Annotated in this window: 21 protein-coding genes, 2 tRNA genes and 1 pseudogene; 10 read left to right on the forward strand and 14 right to left on the reverse strand. The window is 68.3% G+C overall.

Going from position 1 to position 22621, the window contains the following annotated elements; all coding sequences use genetic code 11:
* Nucleotides 1–43: 43 nt before the first annotated feature.
* From ACWEOO_RS33480 to ACWEOO_RS33500, 5 genes are read right to left on the reverse strand one after another with little or no spacing between them, the layout of a single operon-like run.
* Nucleotides 44–790 carry a sugar isomerase domain-containing protein gene (locus ACWEOO_RS33480; protein ID WP_452146437.1) on the reverse strand — a complete coding sequence of 249 codons (747 nt, stop codon included), beginning with the start codon at nucleotides 788–790 and terminating at the stop codon, nucleotides 44–46.
* Nucleotides 787–1614, reverse strand: coding sequence for a fumarylacetoacetate hydrolase family protein (locus ACWEOO_RS33485; protein WP_452146438.1), 828 nt, complete (start codon nucleotides 1612–1614; stop codon nucleotides 787–789). Before ACWEOO_RS33485 ends, ACWEOO_RS33480 begins: the two co-directional genes overlap by 4 nt.
* Entirely contained in the window at nucleotides 1611–3128 is a 1518-nt protein-coding gene (locus ACWEOO_RS33490; RefSeq protein ID WP_452146439.1) for a hypothetical protein, read from the reverse strand. Before ACWEOO_RS33490 ends, ACWEOO_RS33485 begins: the two co-directional genes overlap by 4 nt.
* A gap of 27 nt (nucleotides 3129–3155) precedes the next feature.
* Nucleotides 3156–4004 (reverse strand): carbohydrate ABC transporter permease, encoded by an 849-nt coding sequence (locus ACWEOO_RS33495; RefSeq protein ID WP_452146440.1) that lies wholly within the window; start codon nucleotides 4002–4004, stop codon nucleotides 3156–3158.
* Entirely contained in the window at nucleotides 4004–4885 is an 882-nt protein-coding gene (locus ACWEOO_RS33500) for a carbohydrate ABC transporter permease (RefSeq protein ID WP_452146441.1), read from the reverse strand. Before ACWEOO_RS33500 ends, ACWEOO_RS33495 begins: the two co-directional genes overlap by 1 nt.
* Nucleotides 4886–5074: 189 nt before the next feature.
* Here ACWEOO_RS33500 and ACWEOO_RS33505 point away from each other — a divergent pair, with 189 nt between their 5' ends.
* From ACWEOO_RS33505 to ACWEOO_RS33535, 7 genes are read left to right on the forward strand one after another with little or no spacing between them, the layout of a single operon-like run.
* Nucleotides 5075–6379, forward strand: coding sequence for an ABC transporter substrate-binding protein (locus ACWEOO_RS33505; protein WP_452146442.1), 1305 nt, complete (start codon nucleotides 5075–5077; stop codon nucleotides 6377–6379).
* Nucleotides 6380–6381: 2 nt separating this feature from the next.
* Nucleotides 6382–7422, forward strand: a complete 1041-nt coding sequence (locus ACWEOO_RS33510; RefSeq protein ID WP_452146443.1) for a Gfo/Idh/MocA family protein — start codon at nucleotides 6382–6384, stop codon at nucleotides 7420–7422.
* Complete coding sequence (locus tag ACWEOO_RS33515) at nucleotides 7419–9557, forward strand: heparinase II/III family protein (RefSeq protein ID WP_452146444.1); 2139 nt, start codon at nucleotides 7419–7421, stop codon at nucleotides 9555–9557. The genes ACWEOO_RS33510 and ACWEOO_RS33515 overlap by 4 nt, the downstream gene beginning before the upstream one ends.
* On the forward strand, nucleotides 9550–10311 hold the full coding sequence (locus ACWEOO_RS33520) for an amidohydrolase family protein (protein ID WP_452146445.1): 762 nt from the start codon (nucleotides 9550–9552) through the stop codon (nucleotides 10309–10311). The genes ACWEOO_RS33515 and ACWEOO_RS33520 overlap by 8 nt, the downstream gene beginning before the upstream one ends.
* Complete coding sequence (locus ACWEOO_RS33525) at nucleotides 10308–11114, forward strand: amidohydrolase family protein (protein ID WP_452146446.1); 807 nt, start codon at nucleotides 10308–10310, stop codon at nucleotides 11112–11114. The genes ACWEOO_RS33520 and ACWEOO_RS33525 overlap by 4 nt, the downstream gene beginning before the upstream one ends.
* Nucleotides 11111–12469, forward strand: a complete 1359-nt coding sequence (locus ACWEOO_RS33530; protein WP_452146447.1) for a hypothetical protein — start codon at nucleotides 11111–11113, stop codon at nucleotides 12467–12469. The genes ACWEOO_RS33525 and ACWEOO_RS33530 overlap by 4 nt, the downstream gene beginning before the upstream one ends.
* A gap of 9 nt (nucleotides 12470–12478) precedes the next feature.
* Nucleotides 12479–13768: an aspartate aminotransferase family protein gene (locus tag ACWEOO_RS33535; RefSeq protein ID WP_452146448.1), complete on the forward strand. Its 1290-nt coding sequence runs from the start codon at nucleotides 12479–12481 to the stop codon at nucleotides 13766–13768.
* 92 nt (nucleotides 13769–13860) lie between these two features.
* Here the strand turns inward: ACWEOO_RS33535 and clpX are convergent, their stop codons facing one another.
* The 5 genes from clpX to ACWEOO_RS33560 all read right to left on the reverse strand — a co-directional run bounded on the left by clpX (nucleotide 13861) and on the right by ACWEOO_RS33560 (nucleotide 18515).
* Nucleotides 13861–15159, reverse strand: coding sequence for an ATP-dependent Clp protease ATP-binding subunit ClpX (gene clpX / locus ACWEOO_RS33540; protein WP_359937996.1), 1299 nt, complete (start codon nucleotides 15157–15159; stop codon nucleotides 13861–13863).
* A gap of 157 nt (nucleotides 15160–15316) precedes the next feature.
* The gene (locus tag ACWEOO_RS33545; RefSeq protein WP_359937999.1) at nucleotides 15317–15928 is read right to left on the reverse strand and encodes an ATP-dependent Clp protease proteolytic subunit; all 612 of its coding nucleotides are present in this window, start codon (nucleotides 15926–15928) and stop codon (nucleotides 15317–15319) included.
* A gap of 30 nt (nucleotides 15929–15958) precedes the next feature.
* Entirely contained in the window at nucleotides 15959–16582 is a 624-nt protein-coding gene (locus tag ACWEOO_RS33550; protein ID WP_355689390.1) for a ClpP family protease, read from the reverse strand.
* 393 nt (nucleotides 16583–16975) lie between these two features.
* Nucleotides 16976–18364 carry a trigger factor gene (gene tig, locus ACWEOO_RS33555; protein ID WP_452146449.1) on the reverse strand — a complete coding sequence of 463 codons (1389 nt, stop codon included), beginning with the start codon at nucleotides 18362–18364 and terminating at the stop codon, nucleotides 16976–16978.
* Nucleotides 18365–18442: 78 nt separating this feature from the next.
* Nucleotides 18443–18515: transfer RNA gene (locus ACWEOO_RS33560), tRNA-Pro, on the reverse strand.
* 108 nt (nucleotides 18516–18623) lie between these two features.
* Between ACWEOO_RS33560 and ACWEOO_RS33565 the strand changes: the two genes are divergently transcribed.
* Nucleotides 18624–18697, forward strand: a tRNA-Gly gene (locus ACWEOO_RS33565).
* Between the two features lie 465 nt (nucleotides 18698–19162).
* Here the strand turns inward: ACWEOO_RS33565 and ACWEOO_RS33570 are convergent.
* The 3 genes and pseudogenes from ACWEOO_RS33570 to ACWEOO_RS33580 all read right to left on the reverse strand — a co-directional run bounded on the left by ACWEOO_RS33570 (nucleotide 19163) and on the right by ACWEOO_RS33580 (nucleotide 20256).
* A complete protein-coding gene (locus tag ACWEOO_RS33570; RefSeq protein WP_452146450.1) occupies nucleotides 19163–19405 on the reverse strand; it encodes a hypothetical protein in 243 nt (80 codons plus the stop codon).
* Nucleotides 19393–19638, reverse strand: a pseudogene (locus tag ACWEOO_RS33575) (DUF4265 domain-containing protein); the annotation flags it as partial. The pseudogene ACWEOO_RS33575 and the gene ACWEOO_RS33570, both read right to left, overlap by 13 nt.
* Before the next feature lie 18 nt (nucleotides 19639–19656).
* Nucleotides 19657–20256 (reverse strand): TetR/AcrR family transcriptional regulator, encoded by a 600-nt coding sequence (locus ACWEOO_RS33580; protein WP_452146451.1) that lies wholly within the window; start codon nucleotides 20254–20256, stop codon nucleotides 19657–19659.
* Between the two features lie 100 nt (nucleotides 20257–20356).
* On the opposite strand from ACWEOO_RS33580, the gene ACWEOO_RS33585 reads away from it, so the two are divergent.
* Entirely contained in the window at nucleotides 20357–21235 is an 879-nt protein-coding gene (locus ACWEOO_RS33585) for a CPBP family intramembrane glutamic endopeptidase (protein WP_452146452.1), read from the forward strand.
* Nucleotides 21236–21264: 29 nt separating this feature from the next.
* Here ACWEOO_RS33585 and ACWEOO_RS33590 read toward each other — a convergent pair whose 3' ends face one another.
* On the reverse strand, nucleotides 21265–21564 hold the full coding sequence (locus tag ACWEOO_RS33590) for a hypothetical protein (RefSeq protein WP_452146453.1): 300 nt from the start codon (nucleotides 21562–21564) through the stop codon (nucleotides 21265–21267).
* 305 nt (nucleotides 21565–21869) lie between these two features.
* Here ACWEOO_RS33590 and ACWEOO_RS33595 point away from each other — a divergent pair, with 305 nt between their 5' ends.
* The gene (locus ACWEOO_RS33595) at nucleotides 21870–22601 is read left to right on the forward strand and encodes a phosphotransferase (protein ID WP_452146506.1); all 732 of its coding nucleotides are present in this window, start codon (nucleotides 21870–21872) and stop codon (nucleotides 22599–22601) included.
* Nucleotides 22602–22621: the final 20 nt, after the last annotated feature.

The following is a 22621-nucleotide window of genomic DNA, read 5'->3' on the forward strand; positions in this document are numbered from 1 at the left end:
GCACGCTCACGGCGACGTATACGTAGACGACTACGTCCTGTCGTCAGAGCCACTTGACCCGATGCTGGAAGTTCTCCAGGAACTCGGCGTTCGCCTCGTCGCCGCCCGGGGCGTTGCCGCTGCGCCAGATCGGCGGCGTGACGCCGCGGGCGACCAGTTCCTCGAGGGTTCGCAGCACGATCGAGTTCAGCGTGAAGGCGTTCGCGAACGTGGAGACCGCGCCGGCCCGCTCCGGCAGTCCGTCGAGCTCGATCACCGCGTCGCCGATCGGCACCTTGGTATCGACGGCGACGTCGACGAGGTCGTGCAGGTTTGCCCGCGACGGGTGCCGCGCCGGATGGTCCGGCGCGGTCCGCTCCGCGTGCAGCCGCGAGCTCACCCCGACCGTCCGTACGCCGTGCTCCTTCGCCGCGAGCGCCGCGTCGATCAGGGCCGCGTTGATCCCGTACGCGTTCACCAGCACGAGCACGTCGTCCGCGCCGAGGCCCGCGGTGTCGATGACGATCCGGCCGTACCCCGGCGTACGCTCGACCGCCATCGAGCGCAGGGCGCCGTTCGACAGCAGGGTGCCCTCGTCGAGGATCGCGGAGACGTGCATCAGCCCGCCGGCGCGGAAGAAGATCTCCTGCGCCGCCAGGTTCGAATGCCCGCCCGGACCGTAGACGTGGACGAGCCGGTCGGCGGCGATCTGGTCCGCGAGGACGACCGCGGCCGCCGCGATCGACTCCTGCTCCTCCGCCTCGATCCGCCCGAGCAGTTCGGTGATCGCGGTCAGGTACGCGCTCGTCACGGCGCCGCGACGAGCTTGTTGCGTTGTTCGCCCAGGCCGTCGGCCCAGACCCGCAGGACGTCACCTTCGCGCAGGTACCGCGGCGGTTTCTGGCCCGCGCCGACGCCGGCCGGAGTCCCGGTGCTGATCACGTCGCCCGGGTAGAGCGTCATGAACTGCGAGATGTAGTGCACCAGGTGCGCGACGCCGAAGATCATCTCGGCCGTCGAACTGTCCTGCAGCGGCTCGCCGTTCACGTCCAGCCCGAGCTTGAGCTGTTGCGGGTCCGGCACCTCGTCCGCGGTCAGGATCCACGGCCCGAGTGGGCAGAACGTGGCCGAGTTCTTGCCTTTGTCCCACTGCCCGCCGCGCTCCAGCTGGAAGTGCCGCTCGGACACGTCGTTCACCAGGACATATCCGGCGACGTGGTCGAGCGCCGTCGCCTCGTCTTCGATGTACGCCGCCGTCCGGCCGATCACGACGCCGAGCTCGACCTCCCAGTCGGTCTTCTCACCGCCGCGCGGAATCACCACGTCGTCGTACGCACCGACCACGGTGTCCGGCGCCTTCAGGAACAGGATCGGCTCGGCCGGCGCCTGCTGCCCGCCCTCGGCCGCGTGGTCGGCGTAGTTCAGCCCGACGCACACGATCTTCCCGGGGCTGAGCGGTGCGGCGAGCCGCACCGCCCCGAACTCCACCGGCGCGTCGGTGGCCGCGGCGGCGCGTTCCCGCCAGCGGTCCGGGTCGAACGCCTCGGACGCTCCCGGCAACGTCACCACCCGGCCGTCGTCGGCCAGTACGGCATCGCGCAGTCCGTCGTCGGCGTGGATCCGGAGCAGTCTCACTTGTTCCTCCAACCAGAGTTCTTGGCCCAGTTCAGGTAGGCGATCCCCAACGCGTGCGAGCCTTGCACCGGAACCAGCTGTACGGCGTCGTACACGCGCAGGGACTGCTGGTAGACGAGCAGATCCTGCTCGGCGTACTCGCCCCAGCGCGCGCACTGCACGGCGTTCGCCGGCACCGCGACACCCGTCCCGTCGACCCGGTACCAGACCTCGGTCGCCGATCGGACGAGCTTCTGCGTGAACGTCTTCGTGAAGCGCTGGATGTCGGTCGCGAGCCCGCCGTCGATCCCCGCGTCGTACGCCGCGTGCACGAACTCGGTGCTGATCGCGGCGTGGCTCAGGTCCTCGATCTGCTTCGCGGCCGGGTACGACGGGGTGTACTCCGAGATCCCCGCGGTCTTCGCGTACCCGGTGTACAGCTCGCTGTACGGCGGCCAGTAGGTCCAGACGTAGGCCTCACCATCGAGTCGCAGCGCGGGCTCGTACGCCTTCAGCATCTGCAGCACGCGCGTCCGGTACCTCGGCTGCTTGGTCACGCGGAACAGCTCGACCAGCACCTGACCGATGCCCTGGCTCTGGTTGTACGGCTGGATGGTGCCGTCGAACGGGATCGGCGCGCCCTTCGGCCACACGTAGTCGCCGGTGCCGTCCGCGCGCGAGACCCACTCCGGGTCGTGGAACGCCACTGCCGCGGTGGCGGCGTCGAGGACCTCTCGCGCGAACTCCTGCCGCGGCCCGCGCCGGAGCGTGGCGGACTGCAACACCATCCGCGCGTAGCGTGCCAGCGGGAACGCGATCATCCCGGTATGCACGGCGAAGACGTAGTACTGCGACGTGAACGGAATCGTGGCCGCCGCCGGTGCGGGCGCCGCGGCGGGAGTCGTGCGGAGGTCGACCGCCGTCCAGCGCAGGGACGCGTTGTAGGCGTTGTTGACCGCGGTCACGACGTACGCCGGGGAAGCCGGATCGAGGCTGACCGCCGGCAGCGTGACGACGGTCGTGGTGGCGGGGTTGCGGAGGACGAGGTCGAAGGTGCCGTCGGCAACGTTCAGGACCTCGGCGGTCGACTCGGCCGACCGGGTGCCGGCCCAGCGGAGCTGAACCGCGGGGGCACCATTGCCGTCGGCAAGGATGCCGTGGCCGGCGGTGTAGTTCCCGGCCGTGCGCCAGACCTTGCCGGAGCGGCCCGCGTAGTCCCGGACCTTCCGGGCGTGGTCAGTGGTCTTCATCAGGTGCCGTGCGCGGTCCTCGAACGTGCGCAGATAGCGCTCGTCCTGGTAGGCCTCGTACATCCGGAGCAGGCCGAGCAGGAAGTAGGACTCGCCCCAGGCGTACAGGCCGGCCTCGTTGTTCTGGGCGTTGGAGGCGAGGTAGCCCGCCTGGGCGGCGTCGAAGGCTTCGGGTGAGTCGTAGACGAGTGGATCGGCGGACGCTGAGAGGGCCGGGAGGCCGGCCCAGGCAGCGACACCGCCCGCTGTGGTTCCGAGGACGAACGTGCGGCGGGTGGGGTTCATGATTGCCTCACAAGGGTGGTGGGGAGGTCAGCCTTTGACTGCGCCGCCCATGCTGTTGAGGATGCGTTTCTGTAGCAGGAGGAAGACGATGACGACCGGCACCAGTGAGATCACGGTGCCGGCGGCGAGACCGCGGACGTCGGTGCCGGCGACGCCGCTGAGGTAGGCGATCCCGAGGGCGATCGGGAATTTGGACTGGCTGGTCAGCACGACCAGCGGCCAGATGAAGCTGTTCCACACCGAGACGAAGCCGAGGATCGCCAGCACGGCGAGCGTCGGCGCGACGATCGGCACGCAGATCCGCCAGAAGATCGCGAACTCGTTCGCCCCGTCGACGCGGGCGGCCTCGACGATCTCGTCCGGGATCTGCGAGAACGCCTGGCGGAGCAGGAAGATCCCGAGCGACGACAGGACGGCCGGCAGGATCACCGCGGCGAACGTGTCGGTCAGGCCGAGCTGGCTCATCACCAGGAACCGCGGGATCAGCATCAGCTCGCCGGGCAGGAACATGATCGACAGGAACAGCATGAAGAACACCCCGCGGCCGCGGAACGCGATCCGGGCCAGCGGATACGCCGTCAGAGCGGACACCACGAGGTACACCGGGACCGTGATGCCGACATAGATCACCGAGTTCACCAGGAAGCGCGCGTACGGGATCGTCGTCCAGGCTTCGCGGAACCAGTCGGCCACCGGAGGCCGCGGGATCAGGTCGGGCGGGAAGCCGAACACGTCCTGACTGGCCGGCTTCGTCGCCGCGCTGAGCAGAATCAGGAACGGCCCGACGAACAGCGCCGCGACCGCGATCAGCAGCACGTACACACCGATCCGCCGGCCGTTGATCCGCCGCTTCGGCCGGTACAATCTGCGGGCCATCAGACGTCCCTCCGCCGGGTCACCAGGAGGTTGAAGCCGGCCAGGACGATCATGATCGCCCACAGCAGCAGGCCGACGGCGCTCGCATAGCCCATGTCGTAGTCCTCGAAGGCTTTCGACCAGATGTAGTAGCCGAGGGTGAGAGTGGAGTCGAGCGGCCCGCCGCGGGTCAGCACGTAGACGGACTCGAAGGCGCGCATCGCCTCGAGCATGCTGAGCACGAGCGTTACCGCGAACGTCGGCCGCAGCGACGGTACGACGACGTGCAGCAGCCGCTGCCAGGCATTCGCGCCGTCGATCGTCGCGGCCTCGAGCTGGTCCGACGGCACCGCCTGCAGGCCGGCCAGGTAGATCATCATGAACAGACCGGCGTTCTTCCACGCCTCCAGCAGCACCACGGTCGGCAGCGCCCAGTGCCGGTCGAGCAGGAAGTCGGTCGGTCCGGCGCCGAACAGGCCGAGCAGCCAGTTGACGACGCCTTCGCGGTTGAACACGTACCGCCAGGCGACCGCCACCGCGACCATCGACGTGATCACCGGCAGGTAGTACAGCATCCGGAACGCCTGGATCGCGCGCAGCTTGAGGTTCACCAGCATCGCCAGGAACAGCGGCGCGACCACGGTCAGCGGCAGGAACATCAGTACGAACAGCAGCGAGTTCCGCAGCGCGATCCAGACCCGCGGGTCGTGCGCCAGCCGGACGAAGTTGTCCAGCCCGGAGAAGCGCACCGGATGCACGATGTCGTAGTCGGAGAACGCCAACTGGATCGCGATCGCCGCCGGCCAGGCGAACATCGCGGCGTAGAACAGCAGTCCGGGAAGCATGAACACGTACGGCGTGTACCAGTGCTGACCGACGACGCGGCCCTTGAGACCGGGCATGTTGCTCCTCGTGTCTGAAACCCAGATTTCAGATACCAAGCTGACGGGAACCGTAACGCACAACCTTCAGCACCGGAAGCGGTAACTCCAGAAAATTCCGCCCAGTTTCCGTTGACTCCACCGGGCAGATGGCGAACACTCTGGTGTCTGTAAGCCAGGTTTAGGACATTCCGTTCTGAGGAGCCAATGATGGCCCGACCCCTGCTCAGACTCCGACTCGCTGTTGTTGCCGCTCTCGTGCTGGCGCTGGCCGGCTGCGTGTCCGGCAGTCCGGCGGGCGGTGACAGCGACCAGAAACAGTCCGGCGACGCCTACTCCGGTGACGTCGAGTGGTGGACGATCAACCTGCAGAAGAACTACGGGCCGGACATCCAGCAATGGATCGACGCCTACCAGAAGGAGCACCCGAAGGTCCACATCAACTGGGTGGACGTGCCGGGGGCGGACATCACGACCAAACTGCTGGCCTCGATCGCCAGCGGCAAGGTGCCGGACGTCGTCAACTTCACCTCGGCCACGACCGGGTTGTTCGCCGGCTCGATGGCCGACCTGAACTCGTTGTTCAGCAAGGAGGACGTGGCGGCGTACCTGCCGAACCTGACCGAGCCGCTGGTCGTCGACGGCAAGCGCATCGCGATCCCCTGGTACAACGGCGGTACGTCGCTGGCGTTCTACAACAAGGACTTGCTGGCCAAGGCGGGCTTCGACCCGGCCAAGCCGCCGACGACGTACGACGAGGCGCTCGCGCTCGCGACGAAGTACCACGACGCGACCGGCAAGTCGGCGACCAACTTCATGGCGTACTCGAGCGTGGTGCAGGCCAACGGCATCCCGCTGCTGTCCGAGGACGGCAAGCAGGCCGCATTCAACACCCCGGAGACGCTGGCCCTGCTGGAGAAGTTCAAGCCGCTCTACAGCTCCGGCGCGATCGCGCCCGGCAGCCTAGGCGAGAACCCGCGGGACCTGCCGCAGTCGCTGGAGAACAAGCTGATCGCGTTCAACCCGGCGGCCGTGTCCAGCTCGCTGCTGAACGTCGAGAAGAACGCGCCGGCCGTCTACTCGTCGATCGTGGTCGGTCCGCCGGTGACCGGTGCCGACGGCAAGTTCTACATGCCGGGCCAGCAGGTGATGGGGATCCCGGCGAAGTCGGACAACCAGGCCGCCGCGGCCGCGTGGCTGAAGTACGTCGCCGCGCCCGAGCAGCAGCTCGCGCTGTGCAAGCTGGTGCCGATCTACCCGTCGTCGGTGAAGGCCCTCGCGGACCCGTTCTTCACCGACATCAGCGGAACCACGCCGGCCGACCAGGCCCGGAAGATCCTCATCGACACCTTCAAGCAGAGCGTCGACGCGTCGATGGGTTCGGGTAACGACGAGCAGCTGCGGCAGCTGTTCGACGACCAGGTGCGCGCGTACATGTCGGGCACCAAGACCGCGAAGCAGGCACTGGACGACGCCGAGAAGGCGTGGAACGACACACTGGCGAAGGGTAAGTAGACGTGACGGACACACTGCGGATCGGGATCGTCGGCGCGGGGATCATGGGCCGCGGCAACGCGTTGTCGTTGTCCGGCCGGGCCGACGCCTCGATCACCGCGGTCACGAGCCGCTCGGCGGAGTCGGCCGAGCGGCTGGCCGACGAGATCGCCGGGCGGGGCGCCCGGCCGGTCGTCCATCCCGATCTCGAAGCTTTGCTGGCCAGTGACACCGTCGACGCCGTCGTCCTGACCACGCCCGACGACCTGCACGGCGAGATGATGGTCCGGGCCGCGGAGGCCGGGAAGCACATCCTGGTCGAGAAGCCGATGACGACCTCGGTCGCGGAGGCGGACGCCGCTGTGAAGGCGATCCGGGACAACGGCGTGATCGCGATGTGCCTGTTCAACCATCGCTGGGTGCCGGCGTACGCCCAGGCCTACGAGTTGCTCGACGGCCTCGGCGACGCCGCTGTCGCGTACGCCCGCAAGGACGACACGATCTTCGTGCCGACCGAGATGCTGTCCTGGGCCGACCGCACGACCTGCGCCTGGTTCCTGTCCAGTCACGACATCGACCTGGTCTCCTGGCTGCTCCGCGACCAGGTCAGCCGGGTCTACGCGACCGCACGCTGGGGCAAGCTCCGGTCGCTCGGGATCGAGACCCCGGACGCCATCCAGATCCAGGCCGAGTACTCGCGCGGCGCGGTCGCGACGTTCGAGTCCGCGTGGATCTATCCCAACACCTTCCCGACGACGGTCGACTCGTACGTCGCGGTGGTCGCCGACAACGGCGTCGTACAGCTCGACCGGCAGAAGGAGAACGTCGTACTGGCGCGCCCCGACGGCTACACGTACCCGCGGAACATGCTGCAACGCGTCATGCACGGCATCCCCGCCGGCGCCTACGCCGACGCGATCGCCCACTGGGTCGACTGCTGCCGCACCGGGCGCGACCCCCTCATCACCATCGAGAGCAGCCGCAACGTGACCGCCGTACTGGAAGCCGCGCACCTCTCCATCGAGACCCGCCAACCCGTCGACGTCTCGATACTGGTCGCATGAGCGAGGGTCCTGAGAAGCCGCGGCACATCGACGAGCGGATCAATCGGATCGGGACGGACGACCTGATCAAGGCGTTCGGGTCGCCGGCTACTGATCTGGCGGGGTTGCGGGCCTTTGTCGGTGGGCAGTTGCAGCGGCCTGCCTGGCCGTTGCCCGAGTGGGCCTCGGCGACGCGATCCAGTCCGGCGGCGGACGCGGTACTGGCTGCGGCTGCTCCCTTGCTGGATGGTGTGGACGTCACGGGGAGTGGGCTGGGCCGGTCGCAGCTGTACGGCTTCCACTACCTCGGGTGGCTGGCTCCTGGTGTGCAGGCCTGGCAGCTGACCGGGGACATCCGCTATCTGCAGGCTTTTGAGCAGCATCTGGACGAGTGGGTGTCACGCCGGGACTCAGTGACTGGCGAATGGCCAGGGCTGGACGTCATCTGGTACTCGCTCGGCACTTGGGCCCGCTGCCGCAGCCTGCTGCCGGCACTCGAGGTACTGACCGACTCGCCGCTGTCCGACCGTGTGTGGGGCCAGCTAGTCGCAACACTCGTCGGCGGAGCCCGCTGGGCGTACGACGAGCATGACGTGTTCCGGCACGGGAACTGGCAGCTCGTGTGCGCGACAGAGCTGCTGCACCTCAGCGCCGTACTGCCGTCGCTGGTGGAGTCGGCGGCGTGGACGGAGCGTGCGCGACAGCGGATCGAGGAACACCTGGTGCTGGACGTCTATCCGGACGGTGGGCACTACGAGCGCTCGCCGGGATACCACCGGATGGTGTTGACGGCATTGCAGACCGCCGCACGGATCGACCCGGCGGTGGCGGCACATCCCCGGTTCGCCGCCATGCACACGTGGATGTGCGAGCTGGTGTCGACGGGCGGCTGGTTGCCGCATCTGCAGGATAGCGGGATCGAGTGGCCGGCAGCGTCGTTGCTGCGCGGGAGTTACTTGCTGAACGACCCGGTGCTCGCACAGATCGCGGGACAGTGGTTGTCGCCTTCGGAGTTCGCTGCCGAGGTGGCGACCTTTCCGACGCGGCCGGACCGTGCGGAGTGGCTCTTGCCGGCAGCGGTTCCTGAGTTGCCGCCGGCGACCGTGCTGCCCGAGTCCGGGTACACGATCCTGCGCGGTCCTGAGGTGCGTGCGGTGATCAACCACGGGCCGCACATCGAGCACGAGCTGGAGTCGCACTCGCATCGCGCCGTACTGGATCTGGTGCTGGACGGGTGGGGACAGCCGTTGCTCTGGGAGGCGGGTGGCCCCCCGAGCTACGACGATTCCCTGTATCAGACGTGGTACCAGTCAGGCCGCGGTCACAACACGGTGCTCGTGGACGACCAGGAGCTGTCCACTGACCGTCGCGTCGCCGTCGACTCGCTGGTGGACGCCGACGTAGTAGCGGTCTTCTCCGCCCACCACCACGGCAACGGCCTTGAGCAGGCACGGACGGTCGCGATGGTCCGCGAGGAACCGTCGTACGTCGTCGTCACCGACCACGCGGACGGCCGACACACGTTCCGGGCGAACTGGCACGCCCTGCATCCATGGCGCCAGGTAGGACCTCTCGCTTATGACGCCGCCGGCCCCGACGGACCCGGCCTGCTACTGGTGGAGGCGGCCGACCCGGCAGCAATCACCGCCCGGGTCTCCGAGGGGGTCGCCCGTCGTCCGGTTCTGGCCCGTCGGGTGGGTGAATACGGCCCGCTGCATTCGCTCGGCTTCACGCGGTCGACCGGGGACTTCACGACCGTACTGATCCCGCACGCCGGCGCCGAACCGCCCGAGGTGTCAGTGCAAAGCATCGACGGCGAACTGGCCGTCACATCCGGCCAGACGGTCGACCGGATCGGTCCGTCGACCTGGACGCGGATCGTCGACGGACAGTTGTCGTGGGCAACCGGTTGGCGAGTCCGGGAGCTGCCCGAGGCGCTCCGGAGCACCGACGAGGTCGACGTCGTGGCCACGGTGAGCGGGGACCACGTGCGTTTCTCGATCACCTGCGCGGGGAGATGCGGCCTGTGGGTCCGGGCGGGTGGCGAGATCCGGCTCGGCGGCACGATCATTGACACGACGACCGAGAACGAATGGGCTCACCTCACCCTCCCGTACGCCGGGCCCTGGACTGTTGACGGGGTGTGGCATGGGTGACGCCGTGACCGAGGGCTGGTTCGATGCGCGGATCGTGAGCGGCGCGCATCCGGCGTCGCTGCTGCCGCCCACCGACCGGGACGCGATCGCCGCCCACCTCGACCGGTACGCGCTGTCTGGTGCCCTGGTGAGCGCGATGGCGTCCTGGTTGCACGATCCTGTCGGCGGGAACGCGGAAGCCTCCGCGGTCGCGCACAGTCTGGCCGATCGCGGCGTGCTGGCCTGCTGGACGGCCGTGCCCGCGACACCCGGTGAGCTCGACTCCCTGACAGGGCTGGTGAATCGCGCCGTCGACGACGGGGTCGCCGCCTTCCGGATCCACCCGGCGTCCCACGGCTTCTCCCCCGCGCTGCTCGACGAGTTGTACGACGCGCTGCAGGCCCGTCACCTGCCGTTGTGCGCGGACGCCGCGGAACTGCCGTGGCCGGACCTGACCCGGATCGCGCTCCGCTTCCCGGAGCTGCCGATCATCGTGTCGAACCTCGGCTACCGCAAGCTGCGCGAGCTGTGGGCCGTGCTCGACGCGCACGCAGGCGTGTACGTCGATCTGGTCGACTTCGCCGCGCACCAGGGCGTCGAGTGGCTGGCCGCCAACAACCTCGCCGACCGGCTGCTGTTCGCGACCGGCCTCGGCGTCCGCGATCCCGGCGAGAGCGTCGTCCGGCTCGCGTGGTCGGGCCTCGACGACGCGACGGTCCGGCTGGTCGGGTCCGGCACCGCGGGCAGGCTGTTCCGGAGCGGGGTCCGGTCATGATCGGGCGCCGGCCGCAGCATCGGATCGTCGACGTGCACGCGCACCTCGGCCCGTACTCGCTGTTCTTCATCCCCGAGCCGGACGCCGCGACGATGGTCGCGGTGATGGACCGTACCGGCACCGACGTCACCGTGCTCTCGGCGAACCGCGCGATCCAGCAGGACGCGCACCTGGGCAACTCCCAGTCGCTCGCCGCGGTCGACGCGTACCCGGACCGGATCGCGGCGTACGCGGTCGTCAACCCGTGGCAGGACCCGGAGCGCGAACTCGAACGGGTCGCGAGCGACGAACGGTTCGTCGGGATCAAGGTGCATCCGAGCCTGCACCGCTACCCGGTCACCGGCGCGCGGTACGCCGCGGTGTGGAAGTTCGCCGAGTCCACCGGCTGCCCCGTCCTCAGTCACTCCGAACACCAGTCGCCGTACGACGCCCCCGCGCTGTTCCGGACCGTCGCGGAGCGGTACCCGGGGACGTCGGTCATCCTCGGGCACGCCGGCATCACACCGGCCGGTGTGGACGAGGCGATCGCGGCGGCGAGCCGGTACGACTCGCTCTGGCTCGAGGTCTGCGGTTCACAGATGACCGGGCCGCTGATCCGATCAATGGTCGACCAGGTGGGCAGCGGCCGGGTGCTGTTCGGTTCGGACTTCCCGTTCATCGACCAGCGGATGTCGCTGGGCCGGGTGGTCTGCGCACCACTGTCGGAGAGTCAACGCCAAGATGTTCTCAGCGGGAACGCCCGCAAGCTGTTCCGGTGGCGGCCGTTGCCGGACGGGCCAGGAGAACGAGGGGTTGACCTATGACCGACGAGACACAGCAGACCGAGCAGGTGTCCGGCGAGCGCCTGCCGTCCGTGACGGTCGGTCTGTTCGGCCCGCGCCGGCTGGTGAAGACGATGTCGGAGGTCGGCCAGGAGGTCGCGGAGCGATCCGCGCACGGCGTGCGGTTCCTGACCGGCGGGTACGACGACCTGTCGGAGGCCGAGGAGCGGTATCTCCGGCTGCGGGACCGGATCGACTCGGCGGTGTTCCCCGGCCCGTGGGCGTTCGACCTGGCGACGACCGGCCACTGGCTCACTGTCCCGTCGACGCACCTGCCGCTGACCGGCGCCGCGCTCTACGCCGCTCTGCTGCGCGCCTCGCTGACGATCCCGGACGTCGACCTGAGCCGCGTCAGCATCGACTCGCTCTCCCTCGCGGACGTCTCCGAGGCGTACAGCGAGATCGGCCTCGACACCGCGCAGGTATACGACGTCCCGTACGAAGGGCCCGAGTCGGTGGCCGGCTTCGCGGCGTTCCACCGGGAGAAGTTCGAGCGCCAGCACACCACCGTCGCGCTGACCACGATCCTGTCCGTGGAGCGCGAGCTGCGCGCGGACGGCGTACCCGTACTGCGGATCGCGCCGACGCGGTCGAGTGTGCGGGACGCGCTGGAGACCGCCGTACTGCTCGGGCAGGGCACGCGGATGGGTGCGCACCAGCTCGCGATGATCGCCGTACAGGTCATTCCGTCCGGTGCCGAGTCGGGTGACTACTGGCAGCAGGAGCTGGCGTTGTCGACGCACCAGAAGCTGCTGTCCGAGGCCCGCCAGGTCGGTGCATCGGTAACGCGCCGCTCAGACACGCTCTTCCTCGTCACCACGACGTACGGCGCTCTGCTGCGGCTGACTGAGCAGTTCGCCGTCGCGCCCTTCCTTGGTGCGTTGACGGCACAGCTGGGCGTACCTGTCGCTGTAGGCGCGGGCACCGGCCAGACTGCGCGTGCTGCCGAGGCCAACGCACTCATGGCCGTTGAGGAATCTGTTGCGGCCGGCGGCAAGGTAGCGGTGTATCTGGACGGCAGCAGCGACCGGCTGGACCTGGAGCCCGGTGCTGCGACGACTGACGCCGCACCGATCGACGGTACGTCGCCGATCGACCAGCGGGCGCTGGAGATCGTCACCTCGATCGCCTCTGCCATGAGCTCCGCGCCGGGCCGGCAGGTCGTGGTTGATGTCGAGAGCGTCGCCGCGATCATGCAGGTCACCCAGCGCACCGGACGCCGGATGCTGAAGGAGCTGGTGGAGGCAGGCCTCGCTTGGCCGCTACCGCCGGCTCGCTCGACCGGGGGCGGACGGCCACGCCAGCAGTTCCGGCTACTGACCGAGAAGCTCGACTAGGAGGACGCTGTGCCCACACAAGCCGACCACCTCTATGCCCGCGCCAAGAAGGTGATCGCCGGCGGCGTCTCCAGCGACGCGCGGCGCGCCGACAAGCCGCTGTTCGTCGACCACGCCCGCGGCGCCGAGCTGTGGGACGTGGACGGCAAGAGGTACCTCGACTACGTGCTGGGGCAGGGCCCGAACCTGCTCGGCCACGCCGCCCCGCTCGTCGCGGACGCGGTCTCCACACAGGTACGCCGTGGCGTCGCGTACGCGGCGCAGCATGAGCTAGAGGCCGAGGTCGCCGAACGCCTCTGCCGCATGGTGCCGGCGGCCGAGCTGGTCCGGTTCAACAGCGTCGGCTCGGAGGCAGTGCACGGCGCGATCCGGCTGGCCCGCGGGCACACCGGACGGCCCAAGATCGTGAAGTTCGAGGGCAACTACCACGGCTGGCTCGACCCGGTCCTCTACAGCGTGCACCCCGACCTCGCGCTGGCCGGCGACGCGAAGCACCCGACCGCGGTCGGCGGTACGGCGGGCCAGCCGCGCCACGACGCGGACGACCTGATCGTCCTGCCCTACAACGATCTTCCCGCCGTCGCCGCGGTGCTCGACCAGTGCGGGGACGAGGTCGCCGCGGTCATCCTCGAGCCGCTGCTCTGCAACACCGGCTGCATCACGCCCTCCCCCGGCTATCTCGAAGGGCTGCGGGAGCTCACCAGGCAGCATGGGTCGTTGCTGATCTTCGACGAGATCATCACCGGCTTCCGGGTCGCTCCGGGCGGGGCGGGCGAACTGCTCGGCGTCGTGCCCGATCTGGCCGCGTTCGGGAAGGCGATGGCCGGCGGGATGCAGGTATCCGCGCTCGTCGGCTCGGCCGAGGTGATGGGGTCGATCGCGGACGGCAAGGTTGCGCACGCGGGCACGTTCAACTCGCACCCGGTCGCGATGGCCGCGGCGGACGCCGTCCTGACGTACCTCGACGAGAAGCGTGCCTCGGTCTACCCACCGCTCACCTCGACCGGTCAGCGGTTGATGGCCGGCCTGCGGACGGCGGCGGAGCGCCACGGCGTACCGCTGCTCGTCGACGGGCCCGGTCCGGTGTTCCAGACCTACATCACGGACCAGGCCGCCGTCACGGACTATCGGTCGTTCGCCGAGTGCGACCGGGCCGCGATGGCTCGGTTCCACGCGGGGTTGTTCGCTGCCGGGATCAACATCGTCCCGCGCGGGCTGTGGTTCCTGTCCACCGAGCACACCGCGGACCAGGTCGACGAGACTCTTGCGGCAGCGGACTCAGTGCTTTCCTCCCTGTAGGAACGGGATCGAACGGCCTGCGATCCTGCCCACGAGAAGGAGGCCGGGAACCCGCCGTACGGCGGACCCGGCCTCCTGCTGAGCAACGAGTGTCAGGCGCTCTTCTCGCGCCGGTCGCGCTTGCTGCGCTCGATCTGGTCGCGCGGGATCAGCGTCGGGTTCACGTTCTCCAGGACGACCTCGCCGGTGACGACGACCTTCGCGACGTCCTCGCGGCTGGGCACCTCGTACATCACGTTCAGGAGGACTTCCTCCATGATCGCCCGCAGGCCGCGGGCGCCGGTGCCGCGCAGCAGCGCCTGGTCCGCGATCGCCTCGACCGCGTCGTCGTTGAACTCGAGCTCGACGTTGTCGATCTCGAACAGCCGCCGGTACTGCTTGACCAGCGCGTTCTTCGGCTCGGACAGGATCTTGATCAGCGCCTCGCGGTCCAGCGGGGACACCGTCGTGATCACCGGGAGCCGGCCGATGAACTCGGGGATCAGACCGAACTTGAGCAGGTCCTCCGGCATGACGTCGGCATACCCGCCGAGCTCCTTCGGCTTCTCCGGCTCGCGGCTCGTGTTGAAGCCCAGCGTCTTCTTGCCGACCCGCTGCTCGACCATGTGGTCCAGGCCGGCGAACGCGCCGCCGACGATGAACAGCACGTTGGTCGTGTCGATCTGGATGAACTCCTGGTGCGGGTGCTTGCGGCCGCCCTGCGGCGGCACACTCGCCGTCGTGCCCTCGAGGATCTTCAGCAGCGCCTGCTGGACACCCTCGCCGGAGACGTCCCGGGTGATCGACGGGTTCTCGCTCTTGCGAGCGATCTTGTCGACCTCGTCGATGTAGATGATCCCGGTCTCGGCCTTCTTGACGTCGTAGTCCGCCGCCTGGATCAGCTTCAGCAGGATGTTCTCGACGTCCTCACCGACATACCCGGCCTCGGTCAGCGCTGTCGCGTCCGCGATCGCGAACGGGACGTTCAGCATCCGGGCGAGCGTCTGGGCGAGATAGGTCTTGCCGCAGCCGGTCGGGCCGATCAGCAGGATGTTCGACTTGGCCAGCTCGACGGCCTCGTCCTTCGCGTGCCGGCCGGCGCTCGACGCGCCCTGGCCGTCGCGGACCCGCTTGTAGTGGTTGTAGACCGCCACCGCGAGTGCCTTCTTGGCCACGTCCTGACCGACGACGTATGCGTTGAGGAAGTCGTAGATCTCCCGCGGCTTGGGCAGCTCGGTGAGTCCGACCTCGGAGCCCTCGTTCAGCTCCTCCTCGATGATCTCGTTGCAGAGATCGATGCATTCGTCGCAGATGTAGACGCCGGGACCGGCGATGAGCTTCTTGACCTGCTTCTGGCTCTTTCCGCAGAACGAGCACTTGAGCAGATCGCCGCCGTCACCAATGCGTGCCACCGGGACAGATCCCTTCTATGCGCAGTCGGACCGTTTTCGACGGTACCCCGTCCGGGGCCGAAAAACCGCGCTCGCCACCGGGTTGTGACTACGCCGGTGGCGAACGCGTCAAGCTCTTGACAGCCGGTCAGACCGGCCGAGCCTGATCTGAACCTGTTCAGACGCCGGCCGGAACCGGGGCCTTGAGGGACTGCAGGACGTCGTCGATCAGGCCGTACTCGATCGCCTGCTCGGCCGTCAGGAACTTGTCCCGCTCGATGTCCCGGGACACTTCCTCGTGCGACTTGCCGCTGGCGTCGGCGATCATCTTCTCCAGCAGCGCGCGCAACCGGAGGATCTCGTTCGCCTGGATCTCGATGTCACTCGACTGGCCGTAGGTGCCCTCGGTGGCCGGCTGGTGGATGATGATCCGGCTGTTCGGCAGGGCGAGCCGCTTGCCCGGCGTACCGGCGGCGAGCAGCACCGCGGCGGCCGACGCGGCCTGGCCGAGGCAGACCGTCTGGACGTCCGGCTTGATGTAGCGGACCGTGTCGTAGATCGCGGTCAGCGCGGTGAACGAGCCGCCGGGCGAGTTGATGTAGATGCTGATGTCGCGGTCGGAGTCCATCGACTGCAGGCACAGCAGTTGCGCCATCACGGCGTTCGCGATCTCGTCGGTGATCGGCGTGCCGAGGAAGATGATCCGGTCCTCGAACAGCTTCGTGTACGGGTCGATCCGGCGCATGCCGTACGACGTGCGCTCCTCCCACTGCGGGATGAAGTAGTTCATTGGTGCGTCCTTAACTGACGGAGTGGGAGATCAGGAGTTCGGGCTGCCCTGGCTGAGCTGAGCGGCGCTGCTGACCACGTGGTCGATGAAGCCGTACTCCTTCGCCTGGTCGGCGGTGAACCAGCGGTCCCGGTCGGCGTCGTTCTCGACCTGCTCGAGCGGCTGACCGGTGTGCTCCGAGATCAGCCGGAACAGCAGCGCCTTCAGGTGCAGCGACTGCTCGGCCTGGATCTTGATGTCCGACGCCGTTCCGCCCATACCGCCGGAGGGCTGGTGCATCATGATCCGCGCGTGCGGCAGAGCGAAGCGCTTGTTCTTCGCGCCGGCGCAGAGCAGGAACTGACCCATCGAGGCCGCCAGGCCCATCCCGACGGTGGCGACGTCGTTGGAGATCCACTGCATGGTGTCGTAGATCGCCATGCCGGAGTCCACCGAGCCACCCGGCGAGTTGATGTACAGCCAGATGTCCGCGTTGGGATCCTGCGCGTTCAGCAGCAGCATCTGCGCGCAGATCGCGTTCGCGTTGTCGTCGCGAACCTCGGACCCCAAGAAGATGATCCGGTTTTTCCGCAGCTCGCGGTAGATGTCGTCGTCTTGTCCGCCGGATCCATTGCCGCCCGCGGCGGTGGGGCTGGCTGCAAATGTCTCGTTCACGAACCCGACATTACTGGTCGGCGGCGACAGACCTAAGGCTGGGCCGGAGGTGTTCGCTCACGGCGCATCGCCCGCCCGCCGTTCGTCTGCTGTGAGCGAATTCGGACGCGTTCACCAGCCGCACAGGACAACGGATCCGGATTCGTCGGCCGCTGCCTCGTCAGGTACCTCCGGCGGGGCCGGGCACTCCGGTTCCCGCCGTACCTCCGGCTCCTGCAGCAGCGCGGTCACACCCGGCCCCCTCGCCTGGAAATCGTTTCACCAGCCACCGTAGGCGAGGTTTCTTGCGATCGTGTCGCGATCGTCCGGCGAACATGCGTACGGCCCGGATCCCACCTGGGGTCCGGACCGTACGGGGGTCTTGCTCTGCTCTTGCGGGGGTCGTGCGGCGGGTCAGGCCTTCGCCGGCTCCGGCTCCTCGGCGGTCGCCTCGGCCTCGGCGGCCTCCGGGTCGGCGTAGGTGCCGTCCGGCTGCAGGGTCTTCAGCTCGATCGTGTTGCCGGAGGCGTCGGTGACCTTGGCGTTCTCCACCAGGTAGGCCAGCGCCTTGCCGCGGACGACCTCGGACACCAGGCTCGGGACCAGGTTGTTCTCCACCGCGTGCTGGGCGAACTGGTCCGGGCTGACGCCGGAACGCTGCGCGTGCCGGACGATGTGCTCGGTCAGCTCCTGGTCGTTGACGCTCAGCTCCTGCTGCTCGGCCACCAGGTCGAGCACGAACTGCGCCTTGATCGCGTCCTCGGAGCGCTTCTTCAGGTCCTCGTCGAACTCGTCCTGGGTCTGCTCCTCGCCCTCGAGGAACTGCTCCATGGTCATCCCGGAGTAACCGAGCTGCTGCTCCAGGTTCTCCTTGCGGGCGGCCAGCTCGTCGGTCAGCAGACCCTCGGGGACCGGCACGTCGACCAGCGTCAGGATCTTCTCCAGCACGGCGTCGCGCGCCTCGCCGGCCTGCTCGAGCCGCTTGCCGCGCTCCAGCCGGCCCTGCACGTCGGCCTTCAGCTCGTCGGCGGTGTCGAACTCCGACGCGGTCTGCGCGAACTCGTCGTCGAACTCGGGCAGCTCCTGCTCCTTGACCGCGGTCACGGTCACCTCGACGTCGACGTCGTCGCCCTTCAGCGAACCGCCGACCAGCTGGGTGACGAAGGTCTTCTTCTCGCCCGCGGTCAGGCCGATGACCGCCTCGTCCAGCCCGTCCAGCAGCTGACCGCTGCCGACCTGGTAGGACAGGCCGGTCGCCTGCGCCTCCTCGACCTTCTCGCCGTCCTTGCTGGCCGACAGGTCGATCGTGATGAAGTCCTTGTCGGCGACCGCGCGCTCGACCGGGTTCAGCGAGCCGAACCGCTGGCGCAGCGCCTCGATCTGCTCGGTCACCTCGTCGTCGGACACCGCGATGTCCTCGACCTCGGCCTCCAGGCCCTCGAGGTCCGGCAGCGTGATCTCCGGGCGGACCTCGACCTCGGCGGAGAACTGCAGGCTCTCCTTGTCGTTGAACTCGGTCACGTCGACCTCAGGCCGGCCGATCGCCTTCACCTGGTTGTCACTGACCGCCTGCGAGTACAACTTCGGGAGGGCGTCGTTGATCGCCTCCTCGAGCACCGGGCCGCGGCCGACCCGCTGGTCGATGACCTGCGGCGGGATCTTGCCCTTGCGGAAGCCCGGCACCACGATCTGCTGGCCGATGCTCTTGTACGCCGCGTCGAGGCTCGGCTTGAGCTCCTCGAACGGCACCTCGACGATGAGCTTGACCTTGGTCGGGCTCAAGGACTCGACGGTGCTCTTCACGGTGGCGGTTCTCCTTGATTCGGTGACATGTTGCGACGCCGGACAGCCGACGCCACAGCCGGTGCTGCACGGGGTTTGTCGGGGCGACAGGACTCGAACCTGCGGTCTCCTGCTCCCAAAGCAGGCGCGCTAGCCACTACGCTACGCCCCGCAGTGACCGCACGAGTCTAGCCGCCCAGAACCAGTGCTCGCGCCACCGGGGCCCCCGAAAACCCGTTTTGGGTCCACAGGGCTCCGTATGGAATCATGTCCGAGCACCGCGGGTGTAGCTCAATGGTAGAGCCCCAGTCTTCCAAACTGGCTACGCGAGTTCGATTCTCGTCACCCGCTCCAACGGCAAAGGCCCCAGCCACAGGGATTTTGTGGCTAGGGGCCTTCGTCATGCGGAGACCGGATTCGAGCGCCGTGCCCTCCACGTGCCCTAACCGGTCGGGACCAGCACCCCGGCGGCCCCAGCCTCGTCGTCCGGCGCGCCCCCATCCCCGGTCTTGGTCTCCCGCTCGACAACCTCATTCAGCCGGTCAGCGATCTCCCGAGCTCGCTCGTTCGTGGCGTGCTGATTGATCAGCGCTGCGCGCCTGCACCAGTTCCCGAGTGGACGCGCCACTCACCGCCAGCTGGTTACCCGTGTGACGCAGGTCATGGAAGGTGAAGCCCGCCGGAAGATCCGCCTCCGTTACCCGCTTGGTCCACTTGACGCTGGTTCACCAGCTCCCCCGCTTCGGCGTACCGCCCCTCCTCCCCCCACGAACACAAGCGACACGTCATCCCCGCCGACGAACTTGGCCAGGTGAACCGTCAGCTCACCCACCAGGACATCGTGACGCCACGCCCACTCGCTTCCGACTTCGGCGGTACGACGACCAGGCGCCCACCGCCCAGCTCGGCGAAGGCCCGAGAAACCCGGATGAGTCGGGTGTCAAGGTCTATGTCTGTCCGGCGGAGTGCGATCAGCTCACCCCACCGGATGCCGGTGAACGCGGCCGTCAGGCGGCGTTCCGTGTGCTGCGCATCGGAGGGCGCGAAGATCAGGCGTTGCACCACTCATCGGTGGCACAGCCAACCTCGTAGTGCCACCATCCCTCCTCTTCTCCTTCGATCAGGAGCGCTTTGATCCCGTGGAAGTCGCCGCCGGCTGGTGCGTTGAAGGCCACCATCGGGAAGTCTCCACTGAGGACCTCGCCACCGAGCCCAAATCTCGCAAGGTGCTGATGAGTTGCCTGGCGGCTGCCTCCCAGCGGGCCGGAAGGATCAGGCACCACGCGAATCGTGCAGTTGCCGGAGGGCCGACGTCAGGTCATGGCGTGCCAGAGCAGGTCGACGCAGCGGGGTATCCAGTCGGCGCCGACGGTGCCGTGGCGGAGTAGTTCGCCGAGGTAGGTGCCCAGCATGAGGGAGACGGCGGCGTCGGCGTCGAGGTCGCTGCGCAGCCTTCCGGCGGCGGTGTCGTGCTCGATGGGCGCGGCCAGGGCGGTGGCGTACGGAGTGAGCAGGTCGCGGACCAGCGTCGTGAAGGTGGGCTCCCGGTCGTCGAGCAGGGCCGCGATCCCGCCGTGGCCCAGGACCTCGCTCAAGATGGTCTGGACCTGTCCGAGCGCCCAGGTCAGTCGGCCCCGAATGTCTTCGACGGGCGGTTGGTCCGGTGGAGTCACCGCGGAGCCGATGGCGGCGCGGAGCAGGTCGTCGCGGTCGCGGTAGCGGCGGTAGATCGTGGTTTTGGCCACCCCTGATCGGGCGGCGACCGCCTCCACAGTGACCGCGGTCGGGCCGCTGTGGCGCAGCAGTCCCAAGGCGCCGTCGATGAGCCGAGCGTCGACCTCAGTCGAGCGCGGTCGGCCGATGCTGCGCTGACCGGGCGTCTTCGGCGTCTTCGGCGTGGTCTGCTGCTGCACGCCTCCACTCTAGCCGGAAATAAATACGCTACATGTAGCGTTACGTAAATCCGAATGGCGGCCTGGAGCCGTCACTGCACACCCTGGAGATGGAAACCCGATGTACCCGTTCGACAGTGACCACCGGCCGCCCAAGACGCGTCGCGCGCTGGACAACGTCAGCCGCTACCGCCACCCCGTCGCCTTCTACGTCCTGGCCACCGCCATCCCCTGGGCGCTGTGGTTCACCGCCGCCTGGCTGTCACGGCAGCCCGATCCCACCCAAGTCACCCTCGCCGTCATGACCGGCCTCGGCTTGGCCGGCCTCGCCGCCCCGGTCGTCGTGGCGATCGGGTTCATCCGCAACGACGGGCTCACCCGCGACGTCCTCACCCGCCTGATCGCGCCGCGCGGCACTCACACCTGGGTCTGGCTGGCCGCGCTCTTCCTGCTCCCAGGCTCGCTGCTGGTCGCCACCGCGGTCTCCATCCTGTTCGGCTACGACGTCTCGCAATTCCAGCTCCGCAACGGCTTCTCGTTCACGACCGGCCTGATGCCGGCATGGATCACGCTCATCCTGGCCCCCGTCCTGGAGGAACTCGCCTGGAAGACCTACGGGACGGATGCGCTCGCATCGCGGATGAACGTCTTGTGGACGTCGCTGGTATTCGGTGTGGTGTGGGTGCTGTGGCACGTGCCGCTCGGCTTCATCAAGGGCTACTACCAGGCAGAGGTCGTCGACGAGGGCCTGATCCATACCCTCAACTACACGGTCTCGCTGATACCGTTCGTCATTCTGATGAACTGGCTCTACTACCGCGGCGGCCGCAGCGTCCTGGTCGCGATCGTCTTCCACCTCGCCGCCAACTTCGGCAACGAGCTCTTCCTCACGGATCCGGACACCAAGGTGATCCAGACCGCCCTGCTGCTGGTGCTGTCAGTCGTCGTGGTGTGGCGCGATCGCGAGCTCTTCCTGACGCTTCCCAGACGCCGCGCGTAACCGGGCCGTCAACGATTGCCGCTGCTCAGTCAGATGGGGATCCAGGACGGCCACCAGGTGGGAACACCGCCGGGGCATCGCGGGTCGGGTGAGTCGGCTGGTGTGCCTTGCCAGGCGAAGACGAGCCACGCGAAGACGACCACGGCGGCAAGGCCGGCCAGTACGCCCAGCGGTTTCTGACGCCGGGTGCTGCCGGAGACGACGGCGAAGACCAGGCCGAACAGGAACGTGTTGACGACCCACAGGAACGGCAGCACGAAGAACAACAGAGTCCCGGAGTTGGCGCCGGCAATGACGCCTACGTCGCAGGCTGCCCACCCATGGCCCAAGAGAGCCGCACCCCCGCAGGCAGCGGGGCCACAGCCAGACACCGAGGCGACGCCCAGCCGGAAAGCGATCCCGTCAGTCGGAAGCCTCCTCCTCCACGCTGATCGACTCCCATCACCTCCGGCTCGCCTGCTACGCGCCAGCTACCCCAGTCGGTGACCCGCCGGCCTCTGAAACCGCGGACCAGGGCGTGCCCCAATTGGCGGACGCCAGAGGTCACCAACGGGTTGTTGCGGGGGGCGAGTTCAAGCGTGGAGTCCCATCTTGGACAGACTTGCTGCCACCCGTACGCCGTAGGGTGTGGCGGGTGGGATGGGATGGGTTGGGGTTGTGGGGGGACGACGCTGTTCGGGTTGAGCGGTTGTCGGGTGGGGTGGCCAATGACGTTTGGCGGGTGCGGGTTGGTGGGCGGCTGGCGGTTGGGCGGCTTGGGGGGCGGAGTGATGCTGATCTTGCTTGGGAGACTGAGCTGCTGCGGTATCTCGACCATGAAGGGCTGACCGTGCCGGTGCCGATTCCGACCGTGGACGGGCGGCTGTTTGCCGACGGGTTGGTGGTGATGACGCATTTGGAGGGTGGACCGCCGGAGACGCCGGCCGACTGGCGTCGAGTGGCTGAGACGCTGCGTGAGTTGCATCGGTTGACGCGGGGCTGGCCGCAGCGGCCGGGGTGGCGGTCGTCGACCGACCTGCTGCATGCCGAGACCGGGACGAAGATCGATCTCGGCGCGATGCCGCCGGAAGGCGTGGTCCGGTGCCGGGCCGCGTGGGCACGGCTGGTTGGACGTGAGACGCGCGTCGTCCACGGCGACCCCAACCCCGGCAACATCCGCATGACCGCGGATCACGTCGGGCTGATCGACTGGGACGAGTCACACGTCGACGTCCCGGACCTCGACCTCGTCCTGCCCGACAACGCCGCCGACCTCGGCGACGCCGCGTACGACGTCGCCGCCCAAGCCTCCGCCGCCTGGGAAGCCGCTGTCTGCTGGGATGACGACTACTCCGTCAAACGCCTCGCCGAAGTACGTCCCGTCTGAGAACGACTCAAGAGCCCGGA

The organism is Kribbella sp. NPDC004138 (genome assembly GCF_053603655.1).

Bases quoted from the DNA above. Each gene is read 5' to 3' on its own strand.
- ACWEOO_RS33515 (WP_452146444.1), top strand. From the start codon at position 7,419: ATGAGCGAGGGTCCTGAGAAGCCGCGGCACATCGACGAGCGGATCAAT.
- ACWEOO_RS33490 (WP_452146439.1), bottom strand. From the start codon at position 3,128: ATGAACCCCACCCGCCGCACGTTCGTCCTCGGAACCACAGCGGGCGGT.
- ACWEOO_RS33500 (WP_452146441.1), bottom strand. From the start codon at position 4,885: ATGCCCGGTCTCAAGGGCCGCGTCGTCGGTCAGCACTGGTACACGCCG.
- ACWEOO_RS33545 (WP_359937999.1), bottom strand. From the start codon at position 15,928: ATGAACTACTTCATCCCGCAGTGGGAGGAGCGCACGTCGTACGGCATG.
- ACWEOO_RS33505 (WP_452146442.1), top strand. From the start codon at position 5,075: ATGGCCCGACCCCTGCTCAGACTCCGACTCGCTGTTGTTGCCGCTCTC.
- ACWEOO_RS33520 (WP_452146445.1), top strand. From the start codon at position 9,550: ATGGGTGACGCCGTGACCGAGGGCTGGTTCGATGCGCGGATCGTGAGC.
- ACWEOO_RS33585 (WP_452146452.1), top strand. From the start codon at position 20,357: ATGTACCCGTTCGACAGTGACCACCGGCCGCCCAAGACGCGTCGCGCG.
- ACWEOO_RS33495 (WP_452146440.1), bottom strand. From the start codon at position 4,004: ATGGCCCGCAGATTGTACCGGCCGAAGCGGCGGATCAACGGCCGGCGG.
- ACWEOO_RS33525 (WP_452146446.1), top strand. From the start codon at position 10,308: ATGATCGGGCGCCGGCCGCAGCATCGGATCGTCGACGTGCACGCGCAC.
- ACWEOO_RS33530 (WP_452146447.1), top strand. From the start codon at position 11,111: ATGACCGACGAGACACAGCAGACCGAGCAGGTGTCCGGCGAGCGCCTG.